This is a genomic window from Rhizobium leucaenae USDA 9039 (assembly GCF_000426285.1).
GTDB lineage: Bacteria > Pseudomonadota > Alphaproteobacteria > Rhizobiales > Rhizobiaceae > Rhizobium > Rhizobium leucaenae.
In genome coordinates, this window is sequence record NZ_AUFB01000004.1 from 316,300 (window position 1) to 336,335 (window position 20,036).

At 60.2% G+C, this 20,036-nt stretch carries 18 protein-coding genes and 1 riboswitch; of the genes, 9 read left to right on the forward strand and 9 right to left on the reverse strand.

Annotation, left to right across the window (positions count from 1 at the left end; genetic code table 11):
• Position 1 precedes the first annotated feature (1 nt).
• A complete protein-coding gene (locus tag K290_RS0108555) occupies positions 2-655 on the reverse strand; it encodes a thiamine diphosphokinase (protein ID WP_028751530.1) in 654 nt (217 codons plus the stop codon).
• A gap of 72 nt (positions 656-727) precedes the next feature.
• Entirely contained in the window at positions 728-1,255 is a 528-nt protein-coding gene (locus K290_RS0108560) for a MarR family winged helix-turn-helix transcriptional regulator (RefSeq protein ID WP_028751531.1), read from the reverse strand.
• Between the two features lie 213 nt (positions 1,256-1,468).
• Here K290_RS0108560 and K290_RS0108565 point away from each other — a divergent pair, with 213 nt between their 5' ends.
• The 5 genes from K290_RS0108565 (at position 1,469) to K290_RS0108585 (ending at position 8,451) form a co-directional block, all read left to right on the forward strand.
• Positions 1,469-3,004 carry an MDR family MFS transporter gene (locus tag K290_RS0108565; protein WP_028751532.1) on the forward strand — a complete coding sequence of 512 codons (1,536 nt, stop codon included), beginning with the start codon at positions 1,469-1,471 and terminating at the stop codon, positions 3,002-3,004.
• 80 nt (positions 3,005-3,084) lie between these two features.
• Positions 3,085-3,199: riboswitch (TPP riboswitch) on the forward strand.
• 49 nt (positions 3,200-3,248) lie between these two features.
• A complete protein-coding gene (gene thiB, locus K290_RS0108570; protein WP_028751533.1) occupies positions 3,249-4,277 on the forward strand; it encodes a thiamine ABC transporter substrate binding subunit in 1,029 nt (342 codons plus the stop codon).
• Between the two features lie 7 nt (positions 4,278-4,284).
• Positions 4,285-5,928: a thiamine/thiamine pyrophosphate ABC transporter permease ThiP gene (gene thiP, locus K290_RS0108575; RefSeq protein ID WP_028751534.1), complete on the forward strand. Its 1,644-nt coding sequence runs from the start codon at positions 4,285-4,287 to the stop codon at positions 5,926-5,928.
• Complete coding sequence (locus tag K290_RS0108580; protein WP_028751535.1) at positions 5,918-6,646, forward strand: thiamine ABC transporter ATP-binding protein; 729 nt, start codon at positions 5,918-5,920, stop codon at positions 6,644-6,646. Before thiP ends, K290_RS0108580 begins: the two co-directional genes overlap by 11 nt.
• A 344-nt stretch (positions 6,647-6,990) precedes the next feature.
• Positions 6,991-8,451, forward strand: a complete 1,461-nt coding sequence (locus tag K290_RS0108585) for a M48 family metalloprotease (RefSeq protein ID WP_154668574.1) — start codon at positions 6,991-6,993, stop codon at positions 8,449-8,451.
• Between the two features lie 175 nt (positions 8,452-8,626).
• Here the strand turns inward: K290_RS0108585 and K290_RS0108590 are convergent, their stop codons facing one another.
• The 5 genes from K290_RS0108590 to K290_RS0108610 all read right to left on the reverse strand — a co-directional run bounded on the left by K290_RS0108590 (position 8,627) and on the right by K290_RS0108610 (position 15,001).
• The gene (locus tag K290_RS0108590) at positions 8,627-9,490 is read right to left on the reverse strand and encodes an RNA polymerase factor sigma-32 (RefSeq protein WP_028751537.1); all 864 of its coding nucleotides are present in this window, start codon (positions 9,488-9,490) and stop codon (positions 8,627-8,629) included.
• Between the two features lie 401 nt (positions 9,491-9,891).
• Positions 9,892-10,464, reverse strand: coding sequence for a CarD family transcriptional regulator (locus K290_RS0108595; RefSeq protein ID WP_028751538.1), 573 nt, complete (start codon positions 10,462-10,464; stop codon positions 9,892-9,894).
• A 400-nt stretch (positions 10,465-10,864) separates the two neighbouring features.
• Entirely contained in the window at positions 10,865-11,203 is a 339-nt protein-coding gene (gene fdxA / locus K290_RS0108600) for a ferredoxin FdxA (protein WP_028751539.1), read from the reverse strand.
• 207 nt (positions 11,204-11,410) lie between these two features.
• Positions 11,411-11,815, reverse strand: coding sequence for an RNA-binding S4 domain-containing protein (locus K290_RS0108605; protein WP_028751540.1), 405 nt, complete (start codon positions 11,813-11,815; stop codon positions 11,411-11,413).
• 3 nt (positions 11,816-11,818) lie between these two features.
• The gene (locus tag K290_RS0108610; protein WP_028751541.1) at positions 11,819-15,001 is read right to left on the reverse strand and encodes a helicase-related protein; all 3,183 of its coding nucleotides are present in this window, start codon (positions 14,999-15,001) and stop codon (positions 11,819-11,821) included.
• 1,290 nt (positions 15,002-16,291) lie between these two features.
• Here K290_RS0108610 and K290_RS36145 point away from each other — a divergent pair.
• The 3 genes from K290_RS36145 (at position 16,292) to K290_RS37870 (ending at position 17,074) form a co-directional block, all read left to right on the forward strand.
• Entirely contained in the window at positions 16,292-16,447 is a 156-nt protein-coding gene (locus K290_RS36145) for a DUF3309 domain-containing protein (protein WP_065091597.1), read from the forward strand.
• 44 nt (positions 16,448-16,491) lie between these two features.
• On the forward strand, positions 16,492-16,746 hold the full coding sequence (locus K290_RS0108625) for a YMGG-like glycine zipper-containing protein (RefSeq protein WP_028751543.1): 255 nt from the start codon (positions 16,492-16,494) through the stop codon (positions 16,744-16,746).
• 172 nt (positions 16,747-16,918) lie between these two features.
• Complete coding sequence (locus K290_RS37870) at positions 16,919-17,074, forward strand: hypothetical protein (protein ID WP_172831049.1); 156 nt, start codon at positions 16,919-16,921, stop codon at positions 17,072-17,074.
• A 63-nt stretch (positions 17,075-17,137) separates the two neighbouring features.
• Here K290_RS37870 and phbB read toward each other — a convergent pair whose 3' ends face one another.
• Positions 17,138-17,863: a beta-ketoacyl-ACP reductase gene (gene phbB / locus K290_RS0108635; protein WP_028751544.1), complete on the reverse strand. Its 726-nt coding sequence runs from the start codon at positions 17,861-17,863 to the stop codon at positions 17,138-17,140.
• Positions 17,864-17,991: 128 nt separating this feature from the next.
• Positions 17,992-19,173, reverse strand: coding sequence for an acetyl-CoA C-acetyltransferase (locus K290_RS0108640; protein ID WP_028751545.1), 1,182 nt, complete (start codon positions 19,171-19,173; stop codon positions 17,992-17,994).
• A 238-nt stretch (positions 19,174-19,411) separates the two neighbouring features.
• Between K290_RS0108640 and phaR the strand changes: the two genes are divergently transcribed.
• Positions 19,412-19,984 carry a polyhydroxyalkanoate synthesis repressor PhaR gene (phaR, locus tag K290_RS0108645; RefSeq protein ID WP_028751546.1) on the forward strand — a complete coding sequence of 191 codons (573 nt, stop codon included), beginning with the start codon at positions 19,412-19,414 and terminating at the stop codon, positions 19,982-19,984.
• Positions 19,985-20,036: the final 52 nt, after the last annotated feature.

The following is a 20,036-nucleotide window of genomic DNA, read 5'->3' on the forward strand; positions in this document are numbered from 1 at the left end:
ATCAGACTCCGCTGAGATCATAGGGGCGGGCAAGGACGATCGCCCTGCCGCTGCCGAGCGAAAGGCGTACGGGGCCTTCCGCCACATTGGAAATAGTACGCGATGCCCCGAAGGGCAGATGGAAGTCGCGCAGGGGATAGCGGGCGTTGTGAATGAAGAGACCCGTCAGATCGCTGAAGCCGAGAACGGAAAACAGCGAGCCGGCAGGCAGCACCAGTTCCAGGTCACCCGGCAGCAGCGGCACGGCCTCTTCGTCGCCGGAGGTCAGCAGCACCTCAAAACCTTTTTCGGCGAGCTGAACGCCATAGAGCATATGCTGGATCGCGTGGTCCGAACGTTCCCCGCCCATCGCGCCGGCGAGGATCAGCCGGGTCGCGCCACGGTCGATGGCTTCCGATATGGCGATCTCGCCGTCCGTCGCTGCCTTTGCCGCGGGATAGGGCTGCTTGGGCACATCCGGGAACGCGCCGCGCAGATCCGCCGGCGTCGAGTCAAAATCGCCGACCCAGACTTCAGGCGTCACATTAAGTGCCACGGCATGGCGCATGCCGCCATCCGCCGCGATGAAGCGGCTGCCGGCAACCGCCGTGCGCAGCCGGTCCGTCAGACGAAGCTCGCCGCCGAGAAGGATGGTGAAGGTGGTGGATTGGCTCATGTGCCAAGCCCATAGCGCAAAGACGCGTCACTAGGGAAGAGCGCTGTTGGCAAGAACGGCAGCGTCAGCCGCTCAGCCGTCCGTTTCCTTGATGCGCGCCTGGAAAACCCGCTCATAACCGCCGACGAACCGATCGAACAGCAGCGAGAAAGCCTCGACATCTTCCACCGGCCAGTCGGCGATAATGCTCTCGATGACCGAAAACTTCTGCGCTTGGATCTCGGCGAGCAACCTTTGCCCAAGCGCGGTCAGCACGACGACGATGCGTCGCGCATCGGCCTGCGAAGCCTTGCGGCGCAGCACGCCACGGGTGACCATCTCGGCGACGATGCGGCTTGCCCGCGACGGATCGATGCGCAGGATCTCGGCGATCGTCCCGACCGTGACTTCACCGGCCTCTTCCGCGCGCCGAACAGCATCGATGACGTCGAGATGCGAAAGCTCCAAGCCCGGCGCGACGTTCTGGATGGCAAGCCGGCCGATCATCCGGCGGCCGGTCATCAGGCGCATGCGCGTCATCACCTGCCCGATGCGCAGCAGGTTTTCGTCTTCGGGCAGCCGGGAAGCTTCAACTTCTCGTGTGTTCGTTGCTGTTGTCATCTTTCCAACATATCAGAGACGGACGGAAATTGAAATATGCAGACAGCATTCACTTGCCATTGACAATTATATGCTGATAGCACATATGTTTGTTCCGGAACATTCGCTTTCAAAGACCTCGCGAAACGCCGTGTTCCGCATTCAGGAACCGGGGCGTTCCCATGCGTTCGCCGAACGCATAAGCGTTTCGGGCAAGCTCGGATCTCTCGTTCCATGGATATGCAAATCACGCACGCGCCACTCGTGGCGGACCATCGCCGCCGGCTTATTCTCTTCTTTTTCCTGATGACCGCCATGTTCATGGCAACCCTCGACAACCAGATCGTCTCGACGGCGCTGCCGACAATCGTCGGAGAATTCGGGCATTTGGAACGCTTCGGCTGGATCGGTTCGGCCTATCTGTTGGCCCTTTCCGCCTCGATGCCTGTCTACGGCAAGCTCGGCGACCTCTTCGGCCGCAAATATGTAATGATGACCGCCATCGCTATTTTCACCATCGGCTCGGCCGTCTGCGGCCTTGCGGTATCGATGAACACGCTGATCGCCGCCCGCGTGCTGCAGGGCCTTGGCGGCGGCGGCATCCTGGTGTCGATCTTCGCCGTCAATGCCGATCTCTTCGAGCCGCGCGAACGTGCCCGCTATCAAAGCTATTCCAGCCTGGTGCTGATGGCCTCCGGCGCCATCGGTCCCGTTCTCGGCGGCACGATGAGCGACCTCTTCGGCTGGCGCTCGATCTTCCTCGTCAACGTGCCGATCGGCTTTATCGTGCTGACCGGTCTCGCCCTCATGCTGCCGTATCGCAAACCCGCCCGCAAACCGAAAATCGATTACGCCGGCGCGCTTCTCTTGGCGCTGACGACCACCAGCATCGTGCTCGCCGCCGACGGCACCGAGCTCTTCGGTTCACTGCTCTCGCCGCAATGCCTCGGCATCATCGCCTTCGGCGCGCTCTGTGCGCTGGCTTGGGTCTTCGTCGAACGCCGTGCACCGGAGCCCATCGTGCCGATGACGCTATTCCGCAACCCAACCTTCGGCCTGCTGCTGATCATCTCGGTCACCAGCGGCGCGGTGGCGATCGGCATGGTCAATTACTTCGCGCTCTTCCTGCAGACGACGACCGGCCTGTCGCCGTCCATGGCAGGCCTGCTGTTCATCCTGTTGACCGGCGGCATTGTCTGCGGTTCGCTTTCGGCCGGCCGGCTGATCTCGGCGAGAGGCCGCTACAAGCCCTTCGCCATCGCCAGCGCTGCCTGCAGCACCATTGCCTTCGCCACGCTGGCGCAGGTCCATGCCGGCACGCCGATCGTCTTCATCGGCACCCTGATGCTGCTGCATGGCATTGGCATCGGTCTGGCGCAACAGGTCCCGGTCATCGGCGTGCAGAATGCCGCGGCGAGAGGCGACGTCGGGGCTGCCACCGGCGCGGTGACGCTCTCTCGCATGGGCGGCGCCTCGATCGCCATTTCCATCTATGGCGCCATCATCGCCGCCAAGCTTAGCAACGTCGGCGCCTCCATTCCCGGCGTCGCCAACATCGAGGAACTGACACCGAAGATGATGGCGGCCCTACCGGAGGCCACGCGCGAAAGCGTTGCGAATGCCTATGCAAACGCCTTCAGCCCGCTGTTCATGACGGCCGCCGCCTTCTGCTTCCTCGGCCTGCTGACGGCGATCACATTGAAGAACGTGCAATTGCCCGGCACCGCCAAGACGCTCGACAGCCGAGCAGCCGCCCACGCCGCCGAGTAAAAAACGCGTCCTGCAATCGGCAAGGGAATCATCCCCTTTTTATTCCCTTGTCATCCCTTCGTCACAGGGCTAAACCTGCCAACGCTCTAACGGGGTGCCTTATGTCTCAATACATCTGGCTGAGAGGCTTTCACCGGCCAACCCGCGGAACCTGATCCGGCTAACACCGGCGGAGGGATTAGACGCGTGACAAAATCATAGCGCCCTTTTCCCGTTCAAGACAAACCAACGAGGACGCGCTGTCATGCCCAACCGATCACTGCTATCACTGTTTACCGGCTTGGCGCTCGCCGCCGGCGCAACGCTTTTCGCCACTGAGCGCACTGAGGCCGCCGACAAGACGCTCACCATTTACACCTATGAGAGCTTCACTGCCGACTGGGGTCCAGGTGCCAAGGTCAAGGCCGCCTTCGAGAAGACCTGCGGCTGCACGGTCAATTACGTCAGCGTCACCGACGGCGTGGCGCTGCTTTCCCGGCTGAAGCTGGAAGGCACGGGCACCAAGGCCGACGTCGTTCTCGGCCTCGATACCAACCTCGTCGACGAAGCCAAGGACACCGGCCTGTTCGATGCCAGCGGCATAGACGCATCGGGCCTCAAGGTTCCTGGCGATTTCAAGGACGACGTCTTCGTTCCCTATGACTACGGCCATTTCGCCGTCGTCTACGATACGCAGGCGATCAAGAACCCGCCGAAGAGCTTGAAGAATCTGGTCGAAGGCGATCCGTCCCAGAAGATCGTCATCGAGGATCCCCGCACCTCGACACCGGGCCTCGGCCTGCTGCTATGGATGAAGTCGGTCTATGGCGACAAGGCAGCCGATGCCTGGACAAGACTCAAGGGCCGCATTCTCACCGTGACGCCCGGCTGGTCGGAAGCCTACGACCTGTTCACCAAGGGCGAAGCGCCGATGGTGCTCTCTTATACGACATCGCCGGCCTATCACATGATCACGGACAAGACCGACCGCTATCAGGCCGCCGCCTTCTCCGAAGGCCATTACATCCAGATCGAAGTCGCCGGCCTGATCAAGTCGTCACCGAACAAGGAGCTTGCCCGCGACTTCCTGAAGTTCATGATCTCGCCCGGCTTCCAAGACACCATCCCGACTAACAATTGGATGATGCCGGTCTCGGCCACCTCCGAACCCCTGCCCGATGCGTTCAGCAAGCTGGTCGTCCCGTCGAAGACCTTTCTGATGAGCCCCGACGTGGTCGAGAAGAACCGCAAGGCCTGGATCGACGAATGGCTGGCCGCCACCAGCACGAACTGACATCGGGATGATACTGACGGCATCCGAGAGAAGACATGCCATCGCGGGCGGGGCGTTCAGCCTCGCCGGCATCATGTTTTTCATCGGCCTTGCCATCGCCACCCTGCTTACCGCCGGCATCGAATCCGCCGGCGGCAATCCGATCGCCGATCCCTACCTACTGCGCGTGCTGCGCTTCACCCTGCTGCAGGCGACGCTGTCCACTCTGCTTTCCGTCGTTCTCGCAATTCCCGTCGCCCGCGCACTGGCGCGGCAGCCGCGTTTTCCCGGCCGGCTGTGGCTGATCCACCTGATGGCTGTCCCCATGGGTCTGCCGGTGTTGATCGGTGCGCTCGGGCTGCTCGGCATATGGGGCCGCCAGGGCCTTCTAAACCAGGCGTTGACGGGCCTCGGCCTCGCGCAGCCGGTGAGCATTTACGGGCTGACGGGCATCCTGCTGGCGCACGTCTTCTTCAACCTGCCGCTGGCCGTCCGCCTGATGCTTGCCGGGCTGGAGCGCGTACCGGCGGAATATTGGCTGATGGCCGGCGGGCTCGGCATGCGTCCGGCCTCCGTCTTCCGTTTCATCGAATGGCCAATACTGCGCGGCCTCGTTCCCGGTATCGCCGGTCTGATCTTCATGCTCTGTGCCACCAGTTTCACGCTGGTGCTGATCCTTGGTGGCGGCCCGGCCGCGACCACGCTCGAAGTGGCAATCTACCAAGCGCTTCGCTTCGATTTCGACCCTGGCCGCGCCGTAGCCCTGTCCCTTCTGCAGATCGTGGTGACCGCCGCCATTCTCGGCGCGATGGCCTTACTTCCGGCACCCGACGATCACGGGCTGACGTCCGGCCGCGCCGTACGGCGCATTGACGGAACATTGCCCGCCGCCAAACTGGTCGATAGCCTGCTGCTCCTGCTCGCCATCCTGTTCATTGGCCTGCCGCTCGGTTCAGTAGTCATCACCGGTCTGAAGGCAGATCTTCCCAGGCTTGTCAGCCAGACGATCTTCCTGCAGGCGACCTTGACCAGCCTCACAATCGCGCTCGCCGCCGGCATTCTGGCGGTCCTCGCCTCCTTCACCATTATCCGCGCCCGAGCAGCCATATCGGCCGAACGCAGGGAAGCGCCGAGCCTGCATGCCCTCGCCGTCGCCTTGAGCGGCACGTCCTCCCTCGTCCTACTGGTGCCGCCGATCGTGCTGGCGACCGGATGGTTCCTGGCGCTCAGGCTGTTTGGCGACCCCGCCCGCTTCGCTGCCCTTCTGATCGTCATCATCAATGCTCTCATGGCGCTGCCCTTCGTCATCCGGGTCATCGAGCCGGCCCATGCCGTCCATCGCCGCCGCACCGAACGTTTGGCGGCAAGCCTCGGCCTTCATGGCCTCGCGCGGTTACGGCTGGTCGACTGGCCGGGCCTGCGCAAACCGCTTTGCACGGCGCTCTCTTTCGCCATGGCGCTGTCGCTCGGCGACCTCGGCGCCATCGCCCTCTTCGGCTCCGATAGCCTGATGACCCTGCCCTGGCTGGTCTATAGCAAGCTCGGCAGCTATCGCACCAATGACGCAGACGGACTTGCTTTCATTTTGGGGCTGATATGTCTTCTCCTGACCATCGCCGGCACGGCCGGTCAAGGCACGCATGAGCACGAAGGCAGGCAGAATGAGCGATAATCAGGACACGGCGGCACGAGGCATCGCGATGACCGGCGTCGAACTGCGGCTCGGCACGCATGATTTCCGCTTCGATTGCGAACTGCCGCGGGGCCGGATCATTGCTATCACCGGTCCGTCCGGATCGGGCAAATCCACCTTTCTCAATCTGCTCGCCGGTTTCGAGACGCCGGACCGCGGCCGCATCATGCTTGCCGGACAGGAGGTGACCAAACTGCATCCCTCCGAACGGCCCGTCTCGCTGGTTTTCCAGGACAACAACCTCTTTGCCCATCTCGATCTCTTCACCAATGTCGGACTTGGCATCAGCCCATCGCTAAAACTCTCGGCGGACGACCGGCAAAGGATTTCGCAGGCCCTGGCCCGCGTCGGGCTGCCCGGTTTCGACAAACGCATGCCCGGCACCCTCTCCGGCGGCGAGCGCCAACGGGCTGCCTTCGCCCGGGCGCTGGTACGCGATAAACCCATTCTGTTGCTGGACGAGCCCTTCGCCGCGCTCGATCCGGGCCTGCGGTCCGGCATGGCCGAGCTTTTGTCGGCGCTTCATCGGGAAACCGGCAATACAGTGCTGATCGTCTCGCATGACCCGGCCGAAGTTCGCCGTCTCGCCAATCATGCCGTCTTCATCGACGGCGGAACCATTCCGTTTTCGGCTCCCATCGACCGCTTCCTAACACAGGACGGCATTCCGGCACTGACCACATTTTTGCAGCATTGAATGCAACGCAGCATTTTGCTGCCGGTTTTGCCTTAATTTCGTCGCGGCAGGCGGCTGAAAGTCCTGGCATATGCTTGCCAAAATACAACGCTGCCACATTTTAAACGGAGTCTCGCTATGCAACTGCTGCCGAAATCGGCTACAGCAAAGGGCGGAGACCATCCGGGCAAGCTCAGGTCTGATCGGGATGGAAGCAACCTTTGACGAAACGCGGCGATGATCGGCCTATTCATGATCAACCGGGTTCGACGTCCGGCCGGCATGGCAGTATGATGAGTGGGACACAGGCACTGAAGCAGAGCGACGACGCAGGACGAAGGATCAGCGCGACTTTTGCGGCCGGTATGCGCCGCTTCGCCCCCGCCCTTATCGCCGCAGCGGTGCTCAGCGGCTGCCAGTCGGTGCTGGATCAATCCTATCAGCCGAATGTTTCGCCCTCGGCCAGTCCGCAAATCGTTTCCGAAGTGCAGAAGAACGATCCGCGCGCGCAAATGGGCGCCCGGGAGCATCCGCGCATCCTTGCAAGCTATGGCGGCGAATACAAGGATGCCAGGACCGAGCGCCTGGTCGCCCGTATCACCGGCGCACTGACCAGCGTCTCCGAAAATCCGCAGCAATCCTATCGCATCACCATTTTGAATTCGCCGTCGATCAATGCCTTCGCGCTGCCCGGCGGCTACCTCTATGTCACGCGCGGTCTGCTGGCCCTTGCCAACGATGCCTCGGAAGTCGCCGCCGTGCTCTCGCATGAAATGGCGCACGTCACCGCCAATCACGGTATCGAGCGTCAGAAGCGTGAAGAGGCCGAAGTCATCGCCAGCCGCGTCGTCTCGGAAGTTCTGTCTAGCGATCTTGCCGGTAAGCAGGCGCTCGCGCGCGGCAAGCTGCGTCTTGCCGCCTTCTCCCGCCAGCAGGAACTGCAAGCTGACGAAATCGGCATCCGCACGCTTGGCCAGGCCGGCTACGACCCCTATGCGGCAGCCCGCTTCCTCAATGCGATGGAAGACTATAGCCGTTTCATGTCGGCCAATTCCGACGCCGACCAGAGCCTGGACTTCCTATCGAGCCATCCGAGCACGCCGCAGCGCATCGATCTTGCCAAGACGCATGCCCGCGAATTCGGCGAGGAAGGCAAGGTCGGCGACACCGGCCGCGATTATTACCTCAACGGCATCGACGGCCTGCTCTACGGCGATAGTCCGGAAGAAGGCTATGTGCGCGGCCAGACGTTCCTGCACGGCGGTCTTGGCATTCGCTTCGACGTGCCGCCCGATTTTCATATCGACAATAAGGTCGAGGCTGTCATGGCGACCGGCCCCGGCGATATCGCCGTCCGCTTCGATGGCGTTGCCGACAACCAGAATCAGAATTTGACGAATTATATTTCCAGCGGCTGGGTCACCGGTCTCGATCCATCGAGCATCCGGCCCATCACGGTCAACGGCATGGAGGCGGCTACTGCACGTGCTTCGGCCGATCGCTGGGATTTCGACGTCACCGTCATCCGCGACCGCTCGCAGATCTTCCGCTTCCTGACGGCCGTGCCGAAAGGCAATACTGCCGCGTTGCAACAAACGGCCGACGTGCTTCGCTCCAGCTTCCGGCACATGACGCCGGAGGAAGCCTCGTCGCTGAAGCCGCTGCGCGTCCGTGTCGTCACCGTCAAGCCAGGCGACAACATCACCACGCTCGCCGCCCGCATGATGGGCACCGATCGCAAGCTCGATCTCTTCCAGCTGATCAATGCCTTACCGACGGGCGCAACGGTTTCGCCCGGCGATAGGGTCAAGATTATTTCCGAGTAGATTGTGTGGTTCCTTCTTCTCCCCTCGGGAGAAGGTGCCCACCCTTCGACATGCTCGGAGGGCGGATGAGGGGACCGCGGAGCGAAGCTTCGCGCGCGTTGCGCACCAGTTTCCCGTTAACGCCCGCTCAACCCGCGCGTGCCGCGCGACCTTCTCCCCAAGGGGAGAAGGTACTTTAGGCGTAACTCGCCATGCGCGGATCGGCGTCGACTAGGGCGCTACGGAGTTTCTCCATGGCGCGGCTTTCGATCTGGCGCACGCGTTCCTTGGAAATGCCGAGATCGGCACCCAGTTCTTCCAGCGTCGCGCCATCCTCCACTAGGCGGCGTGCGCGGATGATCTTCATTTCACGCTCGTTGAGATGCTTCAAGGCTGAAGCCAGCCAGACGCGGCGACGCTCGCCGTCGATCATATTGGAGACCTGTTCGTCGGGCAAAGGCTCGTCGCTGATCAGGAAATCCATGCGTTCGGCGCTTTCGGCGTCTCCGGAAATCGACGGCGCCTGCAAGGACGCATCGTTGCTGGAGAGGCGCGCATCCATCGTCTGCACATCGGCAAGGCTGACGCCAAGCGCGACGGCGATTTCCTCATGGATCGACTGCACCGTGACGCCGGTATTGCCCCTGGCGAGCTTGGCACGCAGGCGGCGAAGATTGAAGAAGAGCGCCTTCTGCGCCGAACTCGTGCCCCCGCGCACGATCGACCAGTTGCGTAGGATATAATCCTGGATCGAAGCGCGGATCCACCAGCTTGCATAGGTCGAGAATCGCACTTCCCGTTCCGGTTCAAACCTTGCCGCCGCCTCCAGGAGACCTACATAGCCTTCTTGTACCAGATCGCTCATCGGCAAGCCGAAATTGCGGAATTTGCCCGCCATCGAAATAACGAGGCGCATATGGGCTGTGGCGATCTTGTTGCGAGCGCCGCGGTCGTCGTGATCCTTCCAGCGGATGGCGAGATCGTGCTCTTCGTCACGGCCGAGATAGGGAGCGGCCATCGCGATCTTAATCATACGCCGATCTGCAGACATATTCTTCATATGCATATCCCCTAATCCTGCCCCAAAATCGTCTCTGTGCCACGGTCAACGGAAAAGACAGCAAACATCGTTCCGAACATTGCTGCGCGGGTGAAAATCTATGAATTGAATTCAATTGGAGGCCGATCTCCGGATATCCGGCAATCGGTTACTGGTCTAATTCGGCTTCACCAAAATGACCTAGCGAACGAACTGGCTTCAGATCGCCGGGAAATTTCCAATCAAAAGGCATGGGGTCCGGTCCTCGTGAACGTTAAGGGAAGCGGCTGCCGGAGCGACTCATCAGGAGAAAGCCCGCAGCAACCGCGAATACGAGGCATTAACGCGGCAGACCAAAAAAGGTTCCAAAGAAAAAACCCGGCGCGAGGCCGGGTTTTTTTACGTGGGATATGCCTCTGGCCTTATGCGGCTTCGTCTTGGGAATCGTCTTCTTCGACGACCTTGCCGCGCTTCGGGCCCTTGTTCAGATTGACTTCGACAAGGCGAACGGCCTCGGTCTCGGACATCTTGTTGACGGCGGCGATTTCGCGCGCCATGCGATCGAGTGCAGCCTCATAGAGCTGACGTTCGGAATAGGACTGCTCAGGCTGGTTCTCGGCGCGATAGAGATCGCGAACCACTTCGGCAATCGAGATCAGATCGCCCGAATTGATCTTGGCATCATATTCCTGGGCCCGGCGCGACCACATGGTGCGCTTGACGCGGGCCTTGCCCTGAACAACCTTAAGCGCCCGATCGACGAAATCCGTTTCGGAAAGCTTACGCATTCCGATGCTCATGGCCTTGGCCACGGGCACCTTCAGACGCATCTTGTCTTTTTCGAAGTCGATTACAAAAAGCTCAAGCTTCATGCCTGCGACTTCTTGCTCTTCGATCGCGGTGATCGTACCAACACCGTGGGCGGGGTACACGATCGATTCACCGGTCTTGAAGCCATGGCGTGCTGCTGAAGGTTTTTTCTGCTGGATCGTCATTCTTTTCAAAAACTCCCTGTTACGCACCCGGCGTGAGCCGGTGCCGGGTCAGTCAGGCCCGGTTGAGACGGAAGCACCGTCGGGGTGACTTCATCCTGGTCCAGCCAGACGCGTGCAAAAAGAAATCCGTTCATCGCGATCCCAGACCCCGACAACTCAAAACTTTGATATGTCAAGGAAACCGCGTACGGATTTGTTATTTGCTTTCGTGATGGTTTGGGGCACGCGAAATGCCGCAGTGGATCAGTGTGAGGAAGCTATCACAAAAATCTGACTAAATCAATAATTTGCTTTACGCACACCAACACGGCCACGTCGACCGCTCCTGCGGCCAACGGCAATGATTCGTCTTCAGGGTTTACCGACTACACCTTTATCGACGGCCTGTCACGACCTTCAATCAGTCACCGGAACCAGGGTTAGTCGAGAAATATTTCTCGAACTTGCCCTGTTCGCCGTCCATTTCCTTGGCTTCGGGAAGGGGATCGCGCTTGACCGTGATATTTGGCCAGATCGACGCATAATCTGCGTTGATTTTCAGCCACTTGTCGAGGCCCGGCTCGGTATCCGGCTTGATCGCCTCGGCCGGACATTCCGGCTCGCAGACGCCGCAATCGATGCATTCGTCGGGATGGATGACGAGAAAGTTCTCACCCTCGTAGAAACAGTCGACGGGGCAGACTTCCACGCAGTCGGTGTATTTGCAGCGAACGCAATTGTCGGTCACGACGTATGTCATGAAGCACTCCAGGAATGTCTCTCGTTTCCGTGGATGCGCAACCTGGAACGTCGCGCCTTTCCCTCGGAAGCCGGCGGGCAAGCGGATGCGCTATGCGCACGCATGCCGACCGGCTGGTTACCAGCGGGTTGACCGTGAGGTATCGACTTTACCGGCCAATTTCAAGGGATAAACAATCCCAAAATCATGGAGAGCGGGCAGAGTTTTCTAATCGTCCTCGGAGGTCAGTCGGTCGATGGCGCGCCGGTCGCGTTTCGTCGGCCGTCCGCTGCCCGGTGCACGGAGCGCCTGTTCGAAGGGCGTGAGACGTTTTGTCTCATCCGGAGGCGGTGTCAGATCCTCGTAGAGCAGCTTTGCCTCTTCGAAGGGACCTCGCCGCGAGCCCGGCTGGCGTACGATCAGGACGACGTCGCGCCGCTCCAGCGAAAGCTCGACCCGGTCGCCGGCTTTGACGCCATAGCTCGGCTGCACGACCCGCTCGCCGTTCACCCGCACGCTGCCGTTCTGGACATAGACCTGCGCCAGCGAGCGGGATTTTACCATGCGGGCAAAGAACAGCCACTTGTCGATGCGCTGACGCGAACCGGAAGATGGCTGCTTTTCGTCCGTCATGGCTTATTTCTTCATCTGCTCCTTGAGGGCTGCGAGCTTGGCGAAAGGAGAATCCGGGTCGATCGGCTTTTCCTTGCGCGGCGGCTTGGCCTCGAAGCGCAGCGGCTGCGAAGCGCCGCGATTGTTGCGGTCGTTCCGGTCATTGCGATCGTTGCGCTCTTTCCGGTCGCCGCGATCCTGGCGGTCGTTGCGATCGGAACGATTGCCCTGGTGCTGCGGACGGCCGCCATCGCGATTGCCGCGCGGTCCCTTGTTGTCGCCCCGGGCCTCGCGCCCTTCGCGATGATCCCGGCCTTCGCGATTGCCTTCGCCGCTCGCCTGCTGCTCGCCCCCGCCGTTGCGACGATTGCCCTGATGACCGCGTCCATCGCCTTGATGGCCGCGACGATCGCCATGGCCGCGTCCGCCCTGACGCTGCTGATTGTCGCTGCGTCCGCCAAGACGCCAAAGCAGAACCGGCTTCGGTTCGACCGGCTCGGCGGCGACGACATCGGCACCTGCCAATTCGGTTGCAGCCTCGGCAGCTTCCGTCGACTCTGTAGCGGCAGCCGGCTCAGCCGACGCTTGCGCTGCGGCAACCGTATCCTGGACGACGGCTTCGCCTTCCATAGCCGGCTCATCGCTAGTGCCATCGGCATCGTCGTGATCGGCCTTGTCGGCAGTTGTTTCCGCGGCCTGAGTCGCTGCAGGCGCCGAGGAGGCCTCCTGCTGCGAGAGGAAGGTTGCCGCGTCTTCGGCCTTCACGGCATCGGCGCGGTAGCCGAGACCCTTCAGGATTTCCTCCATATCTTCGAGCGTTGCGCCGAGGATGGACAGCATCGCCGTTGTGGTCGTGAAGCGGCGGCCGTCATAGGCGCCTTCCGGACGCGATGCCTGGCCGGGCTTCCACTGCAGCAGCGGACGGATGATATCCGCCAGCCGCTCGAGAATATCGATGCGCACCGCACGCTTGCCGAGGAAACGGAAACCGGCGAGCTTGTAGAACATCCGCTCGAAAGTCGGATCGGTGACCACGGAGGTGCGGCCTGCCGCCAGAACCGGAATCAGGTCGCCATAACCCGGCTTGTCGAGGCCGTCGTTCTTCAACGCCCAAAGCAGGGTGATGAGCTCCGCCGGCGCCGGCTTCAGCAGGGCGGGCACGAAAATGTGGTACGCGCCGAAGCGGACGCCATAACGGCGCATCGAGGCGCGCGCATCCTGGTCCAGCGACTTCACCTCTTCCGTGACGTCGCGGCGGAAGAGCACGCCGAGATTTTCGACGAGCTGGAAGGCCAGCCCCTTGGCAAGACCCTGCAGATCCTCGGCGCGCGACAGATCATCGAGTGGCTTCAGCACCGTGCTGATATGATGGTTCACGAAGCGCTCGATACGCGCGGCGACATGGTCGCGCGCATTGCCCGTCAACTGCTCGTCGGCGAGCAGGATGACGCGCGGACGCATGACGTGATCGCTGCCCGACAGCCGCGCCACGGGATCGCCGAGCCAACGGACGAGACCGTCCGCACTGATCGCCAGATCGCTGTTGCCGGCCGCGTGGATACGGGCGGCCCGCGCCTCGAATTCCAGCGCCAGCGCCTTTTGCGAGGCGGTCTGGACAGCCTTGGCGTCCGGCCCGTCGGTTCCCGCGATTGGCGTGAACCGGAATCCGGTCAACTGTCCCACATGATGCCCCTCGACGAAGACATCCCCATTCACACTGATTTCAGCTTCCAGCATCGCATTCTCTCTCAGGCGCTTCATGAGCACAGATGTCCTGCGATCAACAAAGCGTTTCGTCAACCTCTCATGTAACGCGTCAGACAATCGATCTTCGATTTCCCGCGTCTTTTCTTGCCAGTGTGTCGGATCGGCAAGCCAACCGGGCCGGTTCGACACATAGGTCCAAGTCCTTATCTGCGCGATTCGCGCCGAAAGCGTGTCGATTTCGCCATCTGTCCGATCGGCGCGATGCACCTGTTCGGCCAGGAAGTCCTCTTTTACCGTGCCATAGCGCACAAGGTCGGAAAAGAGGGTGGCGATAAGATCGGCATGCTGGGCGGGTGTAATCCGCCGATAGTCCGGAAGCGCGCAGGCTTCCCATAATTTTTCCACGCGCGCCGGAGTATTGGCGAGATCGGAAATCTCCAGATCGCGCGACAGATATTCCAGCGCCTGCTGATCGACTGCGGGCAGCGCGCGCGTCAGGCCCTGAACGCGGGGCGCACTCTCGAGGCTTGCGCGCAGCGAGGCGATCGAAGAGAAATCGAAGTCCTTGGTGCGCCATTGTAGCACTTTAACCGTATCGAACTCGTGACCTTCGATGCGTCGTACCAATTCGTCGTCGAAGGGATCCACCTGGCCCGTCACACCAAAAGTGCCGTCCTTCAGATGGCGGCCGGCGCGGCCGGCGATCTGGCCGAGTTCGCCCGGATTGAGCTTGCGGAACTGATAGCCGTCGAACTTGCGATCCTGGGCAAAGGCCACATGATCGACATCGAGATTGAGCCCCATGCCGATCGCATCGGTCGCCACCAGATATTCGACATCGCCGGCCTGATAAAGAGCGACCTGTGCGTTGCGGGTCCGCGGGCTGAGCGCACCGAGGACAACAGCCGCTCCGCCACGCTGGCGGCGAATGAGTTCGGCGATGGCATAGACTTCGTCGGCGGAGAAGGCGACGATCGCGGTGCGTTGCGGCAGACGAGTGATCTTCTTTTGCCCGGCATAGAAAAGATGCGAGAGCCGCGGCCTTTCCACGACTGTGATCCCGGGCAAGAGCTGCTCGAGGATCGGCCGCATCGTGCCGGCGCCGAGCAGCAGCGTCTCGTCGCGCCCGCGCAAATGCAGAATGCGGTCCGTAAAGATATGGCCCCGCTCCAGATCGCCGGCGAGCTGCACTTCATCGATGGCGACGAAAGAGGCTCGCGTCTCGCGAGGCATGGCTTCGACCGTGCAGACGGAATAACGCGCATTCGGCGGCGAAATCTTCTCCTCGCCGGTGACGAGCGCGACATACTGCGCCCCGACCTTCTCGACGACACGGGTATAGACCTCGCGCGCCAGCAGCCGCAGCGGCAGGCCGATGACGCCGTTCCCATGCGCTACCATGCGCTCGATGGCATAATGGGTTTTGCCGGTATTGGTGGGTCCGAGCACCGCGGTCACGCCGCGTCCGCTCAGGATCATTGGCTGCGAAGTCTGAGTCATAGGTCCATGCATGGGCGAGAAACCACTGTCTTCCGATCAGCAAGGTCCCCAGGGAAGAGAAGAAGAGATGACGACCATATGTGACAAAGGCAAGACCTGAATGAAAAAACAACGGCCGTAATATGCGATTTTATTTCCGGCAGGTTCAACCAAGGGCTACATTCTCCCTACATCCCACACGAGTCCCGACGAGTCGGGAACAGCTTGAGAACGAATCGGCGACGAATCGCTGACTCCATTCGGTTCTCTGTCTGTTCACTACTATATATGGATTTCGCCTTACGAAAGCCCACCAGATCGTGAATCGCGTTTTGGCTACCTTCGTCGCCTGAACTGGGGTCAAGTGTCGAATCCAGTGGAATGGCACGCGCGTTTGCCAATATGGTTAACCATTTGTAAATGTCCATGAATTTCACATAACCATGCCGCAGCAAGCTTACAATTAAGATTCGGGCCAAAGCCGGAACGAATCGGCGACGAATCGTTGACCTCCCTCGATTCCGCATTTGTTCTCCACAACATCTGGCGTCTTGCCGAAAGAAAAATACAGGACTCTGCAGGGTTGAAGCGCCGAATCACATCGAATCGTGGATTGCAATTAACTTTTGAGAGAATCGTAATATAAAAAGCTCGTAATTTCGCGCGCTGATTGAATAAATTAACTTATTGATCAAAGCCGGAACGAATTGGCGACGAATCGCCCATTCTTTCGTGTACTCGATTTGTTCATGTCTAGATATAGCGTTTGAATGAAGGAGCTCATCCAAATGGAGAATAACGCGCCGAGCCGGTTGGTAGAAAATTGCGCGGCATTAACCATTTCGGCGAGGAGAGTACCACTTTTCGGCGATAAGGCTCAGCCCGATCCATCTAAAGAAGTAGACTCCGCCATGGCAAACCGCCGTCGCCGTTAACCACAGCTCAAATGGAGAACGAATCGCCGACGAATCGCGGACGCGTCCGCCTTCTCGTTTCGTTCACCGCAAGATGTTGTATTTAAAGCAATTTTTTAACCATATGCCGAAGTCTTTTTCAACTTTTCCGCCGCGTGACTCCCGTGCCTGTGTTAACTTGTATGCCTCGGCATGCCGGCTCATCTTCATGTCTTGTTATTTCTGAGCCGGAACAATTTCCGAGGAAAAAAGTTTCTATCGACAGCGGCATTGATGCGCCTCTCATTCGGCAGAAACGGATAAGGACGCATCAGCACTTGTATCTAGCGCATCTTATCCGCTTGCGTGAGGTCGCTCTGGCGGGATGCTCTAGGCGCTGGACGCGGAGGATTACGCCATGCTTGGTACAATATTGCTCGTGATTTTGGTTCTGCTGCTGATCGGAGCCCTCCCCAACTGGGGTTATAGCCGGGGTTGGGGTTATGGTCCGTCGGGCGGTCTCGGGCTCGTTTTTGTCATCATTCTCATTCTGCTATTGATGGGCCGGATCTAATCCGGCCGATTTGTTGAAGACCTCACACACCAGGGAGCAATGCTATGAAGAAAATCATCGTCGCGATCGCCCTTGCCGGCGCCCTTGCCTCATGCACGGCGACCGAAAGGGGAACAGCTATCGGCGCCGGAACCGGCGCGGTAATAGGTGGCGTTGCCAGCCATAGCTGGGGTGGTGCCGCAATTGGCGCCGTCGCCGGTGGTGCTGTCGGCTATCTCATCGGCCGGTCCGAAGAGCACCGCGGCTATTGCATTTACCGCGATCGCAACGGCCACCGCTACGAGGCTCGCTGCCGCTAAGGCGCTCATACGCGAAGATCGATTTCCTTCGGCCGATCGTCACCGCTTCGTTGATGATCGGCCATGAAGGTCCAACTTTCGAAAATTTCGGGCCGATTTTCTTAAGACGAACACTCAAACCCACACCGGATTCGGGGGGATCGCGTCAACGTTTTTGGAAAGGAACGGCACCATGGCCGAGTTCATCGCAAGCATCGCAGCACTCACTCTTGTCGGCACCACATTTTTTGTAATGGGTCATGCCGTGCGGATGCGGGACAAGGAGATGCGCCGCGCGGCGCTTGAGGCTGTCGTTTTGGAATTCAAACCTCGGCAACGGCGCCCGTGAGTTCAAGCCAGCAATGACTGCCGGGTATTCCCCGGCAGTCATCCGTCATTCCGTTGCATCAGCTCAGACGAAGAACTGCCCGCCATTGGCGCTGATGGTCGATCCCGTAATGAAGCCGGCATCGTCGCTGGCAAGGAAGACCGCGATGCGGGCGATTTCCTCCGGCTCGCCGAGGCGTCCCACGGGGATCTGCGGAATAATCCGCTCGTTCAGCACCTTTTCCGGCACCGCGAGCACCATCTCCGTGCCGATATAACCGGGGCAAATGGCGTTGACGGTGATGTTCTTGGCTGCGCCTTCTTGGGCCAGTGCCTTGGTGAAGCCGAGATCGCCGGCCTTGGCGGCGGAATAGTTCGCCTGACCCATCTGACCCTTCTGACCATTGATCGAAGAGATATTGATAACGCGGCCGAAACTGCGGTCGCGCATGCCCTGCCAGACATGATGGGTCATGTTGAACAGGCCGGTGAGGTTCGTATTGATGACCTCGTGCCATTGCTGCGGCGTCATCTTGTGGAACATGGCGTCTCGGGTGATTCCGGCATTGTTCACGAGGATATCGATCGGGCCAAGCTCGTCCTGCACCTTGGCAATGCCCGCGCCGCATGCGTCATAGTCGGACACATCCCACTTGTGGACGGAAATGCCGGTCTCGTTACGAAAAGCCTGTGCTTTCTCCTCGTTGCCGGCATAGGTTGCTGCAACCTTGTAACCCGCATTGCGCAGCGCCATCGAAATGGCTGCCCCGATGCCGCGCGTACCGCCTGTCACCAACGCCACTCTGCTCATAGTCCACTCCCCTCTGTTGTCGCCAAAGCGGGGATGAGCGATTTCAAATCGTTCATCCCACGCCTGCTGTTTATTTTAGTACGAACTTACTAACAACCCTCGCATGTGCGGGGATCAAGGGCAGCGCACTAGAGCGCCTCGAAGCACATGGCAACGCCCATGCCGCCGCCGATGCAAAGCGTTGCAAGACCCTTCTTGGCGCCGCGGCGCTTCATCTCGAACAGCAGCGTGTTGAGGATGCGGGCGCCGGAGGCACCAATCGGGTGGCCGATGGCGATCGCACCGCCATTGACGTTGACGATCGATGTATCCCAGCCGAGATCCTTGTTGACGGCGCAGGCTTGCGCGGCAAAAGCCTCATTGGCTTCGACCAGATCGAGATCGCCGACAGACCAGCCGGCCTTCTCCAGGGCCTTGCGCGAGGCCGGGATCGGGCCGCTGCCCATGATCTGCGGGTCGACGCCGGCAGTTGCCCAGGAGACGATGCGCGCAAGCGGCTGGATGCCGCGGCGCGAGGCTTCCGCCTCGGTCATCAGCACGGTAGCGGCCGCGCCGTCATTGAGGCCGGAGGCATTGCCGGCCGTCACCGTGCCTTCCTTGTCGAAGGCGGGGCGCAGCTTGGTCATGCCGTCCAGGGTCGCGCCGTGGCGGATATATTCGTCGGCATCGACGCTGACGTCGCCCTTGCGGCCCTTGACGATGAAGGGCACGATCTCATCCTTGAAGCGGCCGGCGAGCTGCGCCGCCTCGGCCTTGTTCTGCGAGGAAACGGCGAACTGATCCTGATCGTCGCGCGAAAGCTGCCACTGGCGGGCAATGTTTTCCGCCGTATTCCCCATGTGATAGCCGTAGAAGGCGTCCGTCAGGCCATCCTTGATCATCGTGTCGATCATCTTTATGTCGCCCATCTTGGTGCCGCCGCGAAGATGCGCGGCATGCGGGGCCATCGACATCGATTCCTGGCCGCCGGCGACGATGATCCTGGCGTCGCCGGAAACGATCTGCTGCATGCCGAGCGCTACGGCGCGCAAACCGGAACCGCAGAGCTGGTTGACACTCCAGGCGGTCGCCTCCTGCGGGATGCCGGCTTTCATGGCGGCCTGGCGGGCCGGGTTCTGGCCTTCGCCGGCCTGCAGCACCTGACCGAGAATCACCTCGTCAACTTCTCGGCCTTCCACACCGGCGCGCTCCAATGCGCCTTTGATCGCGGCTGCGCCGAGCTCATGAGCCGGAATGGTCGCAAAGGCGCCGTTGAAGGAACCGACAGCAGTGCGAGCCGCACTGGCGACGACGATAGATGGATTGCTCATGGGAAGCTCCTCACAGGTTGAACATATATAAGCCGAAACTGTCAAAGCTTTGCGCCCGAGTCAAACGCCAAGAATTTTGATCTTGCAGATTTCATGAAGCCGTCATCGCCGGCAAAAAATCCAATTAAAGGAAAGGGCTTGCCGCATCGCACAAAGCGATTGTCACCAAGCTTCTTTTGCGTCTACACTTGGTCGCGGAGGAGTTTCCATACAATCAGACGGGGCCAGGAGACTGATAATGGCAAAGAATGAGGGCCAGATCATAATCAAGAAATATGCCAATCGCCGCCTATACAATACCGGCACCAGCACATACGTGACGTTGGATGACCTGGCGGAGATGGTGAAAAAGGGAGAGGAATTTATCGTTCAGGATGCAAAAAGCGGCGAAGAAATCACGCATTCGGTGCTGACGCAGATCATTTTCGAACAGGAATCAAAGACTGGAAATACGCTGTTGCCGATTTCCTTCCTGAGGCAACTGATCACTTATTACGGCGATCAGATGCAGATGGTCGTACCGAGCTTTCTCGAACATTCCATGCGGGCCTTCACCGAGCAGCAGACCCAGATGCGCGAGCAGATCAATCGCGCCTTCGGCGAAACGCCGCTCGGCAAGAACCTGCAATTGCCGATCCAGATGGTGGAAGAACAGGTTCGCCGCAATACCGAGATGTTCCAGCAGGCCATGCAGATGTTCTCGCCCTTCATGAAGCCGCCGGCGAAAGAAAGCCGCAAGGCGGAGGCAAAGGACATCGACGAGCTGAAAGAGCAGCTACGCGCGATGCAGAACAAGCTGGATAGCTTATGAGTTCCTCCCCTCGCCCCATCGGGGAGAGGGTGGCGCAATAGCGCCGGGTGAG

Coding starts and splice junctions, on each gene's coding strand:
- K290_RS0108555 (WP_028751530.1), bottom strand. CDS start 655: ATGAGCCAATCCACCACCTTCACCATCCTTCTCGGCGGCGAGCTTCGT.
- K290_RS0108560 (WP_028751531.1), bottom strand. CDS start 1,255: ATGACAACAGCAACGAACACACGAGAAGTTGAAGCTTCCCGGCTGCCC.
- K290_RS0108565 (WP_028751532.1), top strand. CDS start 1,469: ATGGATATGCAAATCACGCACGCGCCACTCGTGGCGGACCATCGCCGC.
- thiB (WP_028751533.1), top strand. CDS start 3,249: ATGCCCAACCGATCACTGCTATCACTGTTTACCGGCTTGGCGCTCGCC.
- thiP (WP_028751534.1), top strand. CDS start 4,285: ATGATACTGACGGCATCCGAGAGAAGACATGCCATCGCGGGCGGGGCG.
- K290_RS0108580 (WP_028751535.1), top strand. CDS start 5,918: ATGAGCGATAATCAGGACACGGCGGCACGAGGCATCGCGATGACCGGC.
- K290_RS0108585 (WP_154668574.1), top strand. CDS start 6,991: ATGCGCCGCTTCGCCCCCGCCCTTATCGCCGCAGCGGTGCTCAGCGGC.
- K290_RS0108590 (WP_028751537.1), bottom strand. CDS start 9,490: ATGAAGAATATGTCTGCAGATCGGCGTATGATTAAGATCGCGATGGCC.
- K290_RS0108595 (WP_028751538.1), bottom strand. CDS start 10,464: ATGACGATCCAGCAGAAAAAACCTTCAGCAGCACGCCATGGCTTCAAG.
- fdxA (WP_028751539.1), bottom strand. CDS start 11,203: ATGACATACGTCGTGACCGACAATTGCGTTCGCTGCAAATACACCGAC.
- K290_RS0108605 (WP_028751540.1), bottom strand. CDS start 11,815: ATGACGGACGAAAAGCAGCCATCTTCCGGTTCGCGTCAGCGCATCGAC.
- K290_RS0108610 (WP_028751541.1), bottom strand. CDS start 15,001: ATGACTCAGACTTCGCAGCCAATGATCCTGAGCGGACGCGGCGTGACC.
- K290_RS36145 (WP_065091597.1), top strand. CDS start 16,292: ATGCTTGGTACAATATTGCTCGTGATTTTGGTTCTGCTGCTGATCGGA.
- K290_RS0108625 (WP_028751543.1), top strand. CDS start 16,492: ATGAAGAAAATCATCGTCGCGATCGCCCTTGCCGGCGCCCTTGCCTCA.
- K290_RS37870 (WP_172831049.1), top strand. CDS start 16,919: ATGGCCGAGTTCATCGCAAGCATCGCAGCACTCACTCTTGTCGGCACC.
- phbB (WP_028751544.1), bottom strand. CDS start 17,863: ATGAGCAGAGTGGCGTTGGTGACAGGCGGTACGCGCGGCATCGGGGCA.
- K290_RS0108640 (WP_028751545.1), bottom strand. CDS start 19,173: ATGAGCAATCCATCTATCGTCGTCGCCAGTGCGGCTCGCACTGCTGTC.
- phaR (WP_028751546.1), top strand. CDS start 19,412: ATGGCAAAGAATGAGGGCCAGATCATAATCAAGAAATATGCCAATCGC.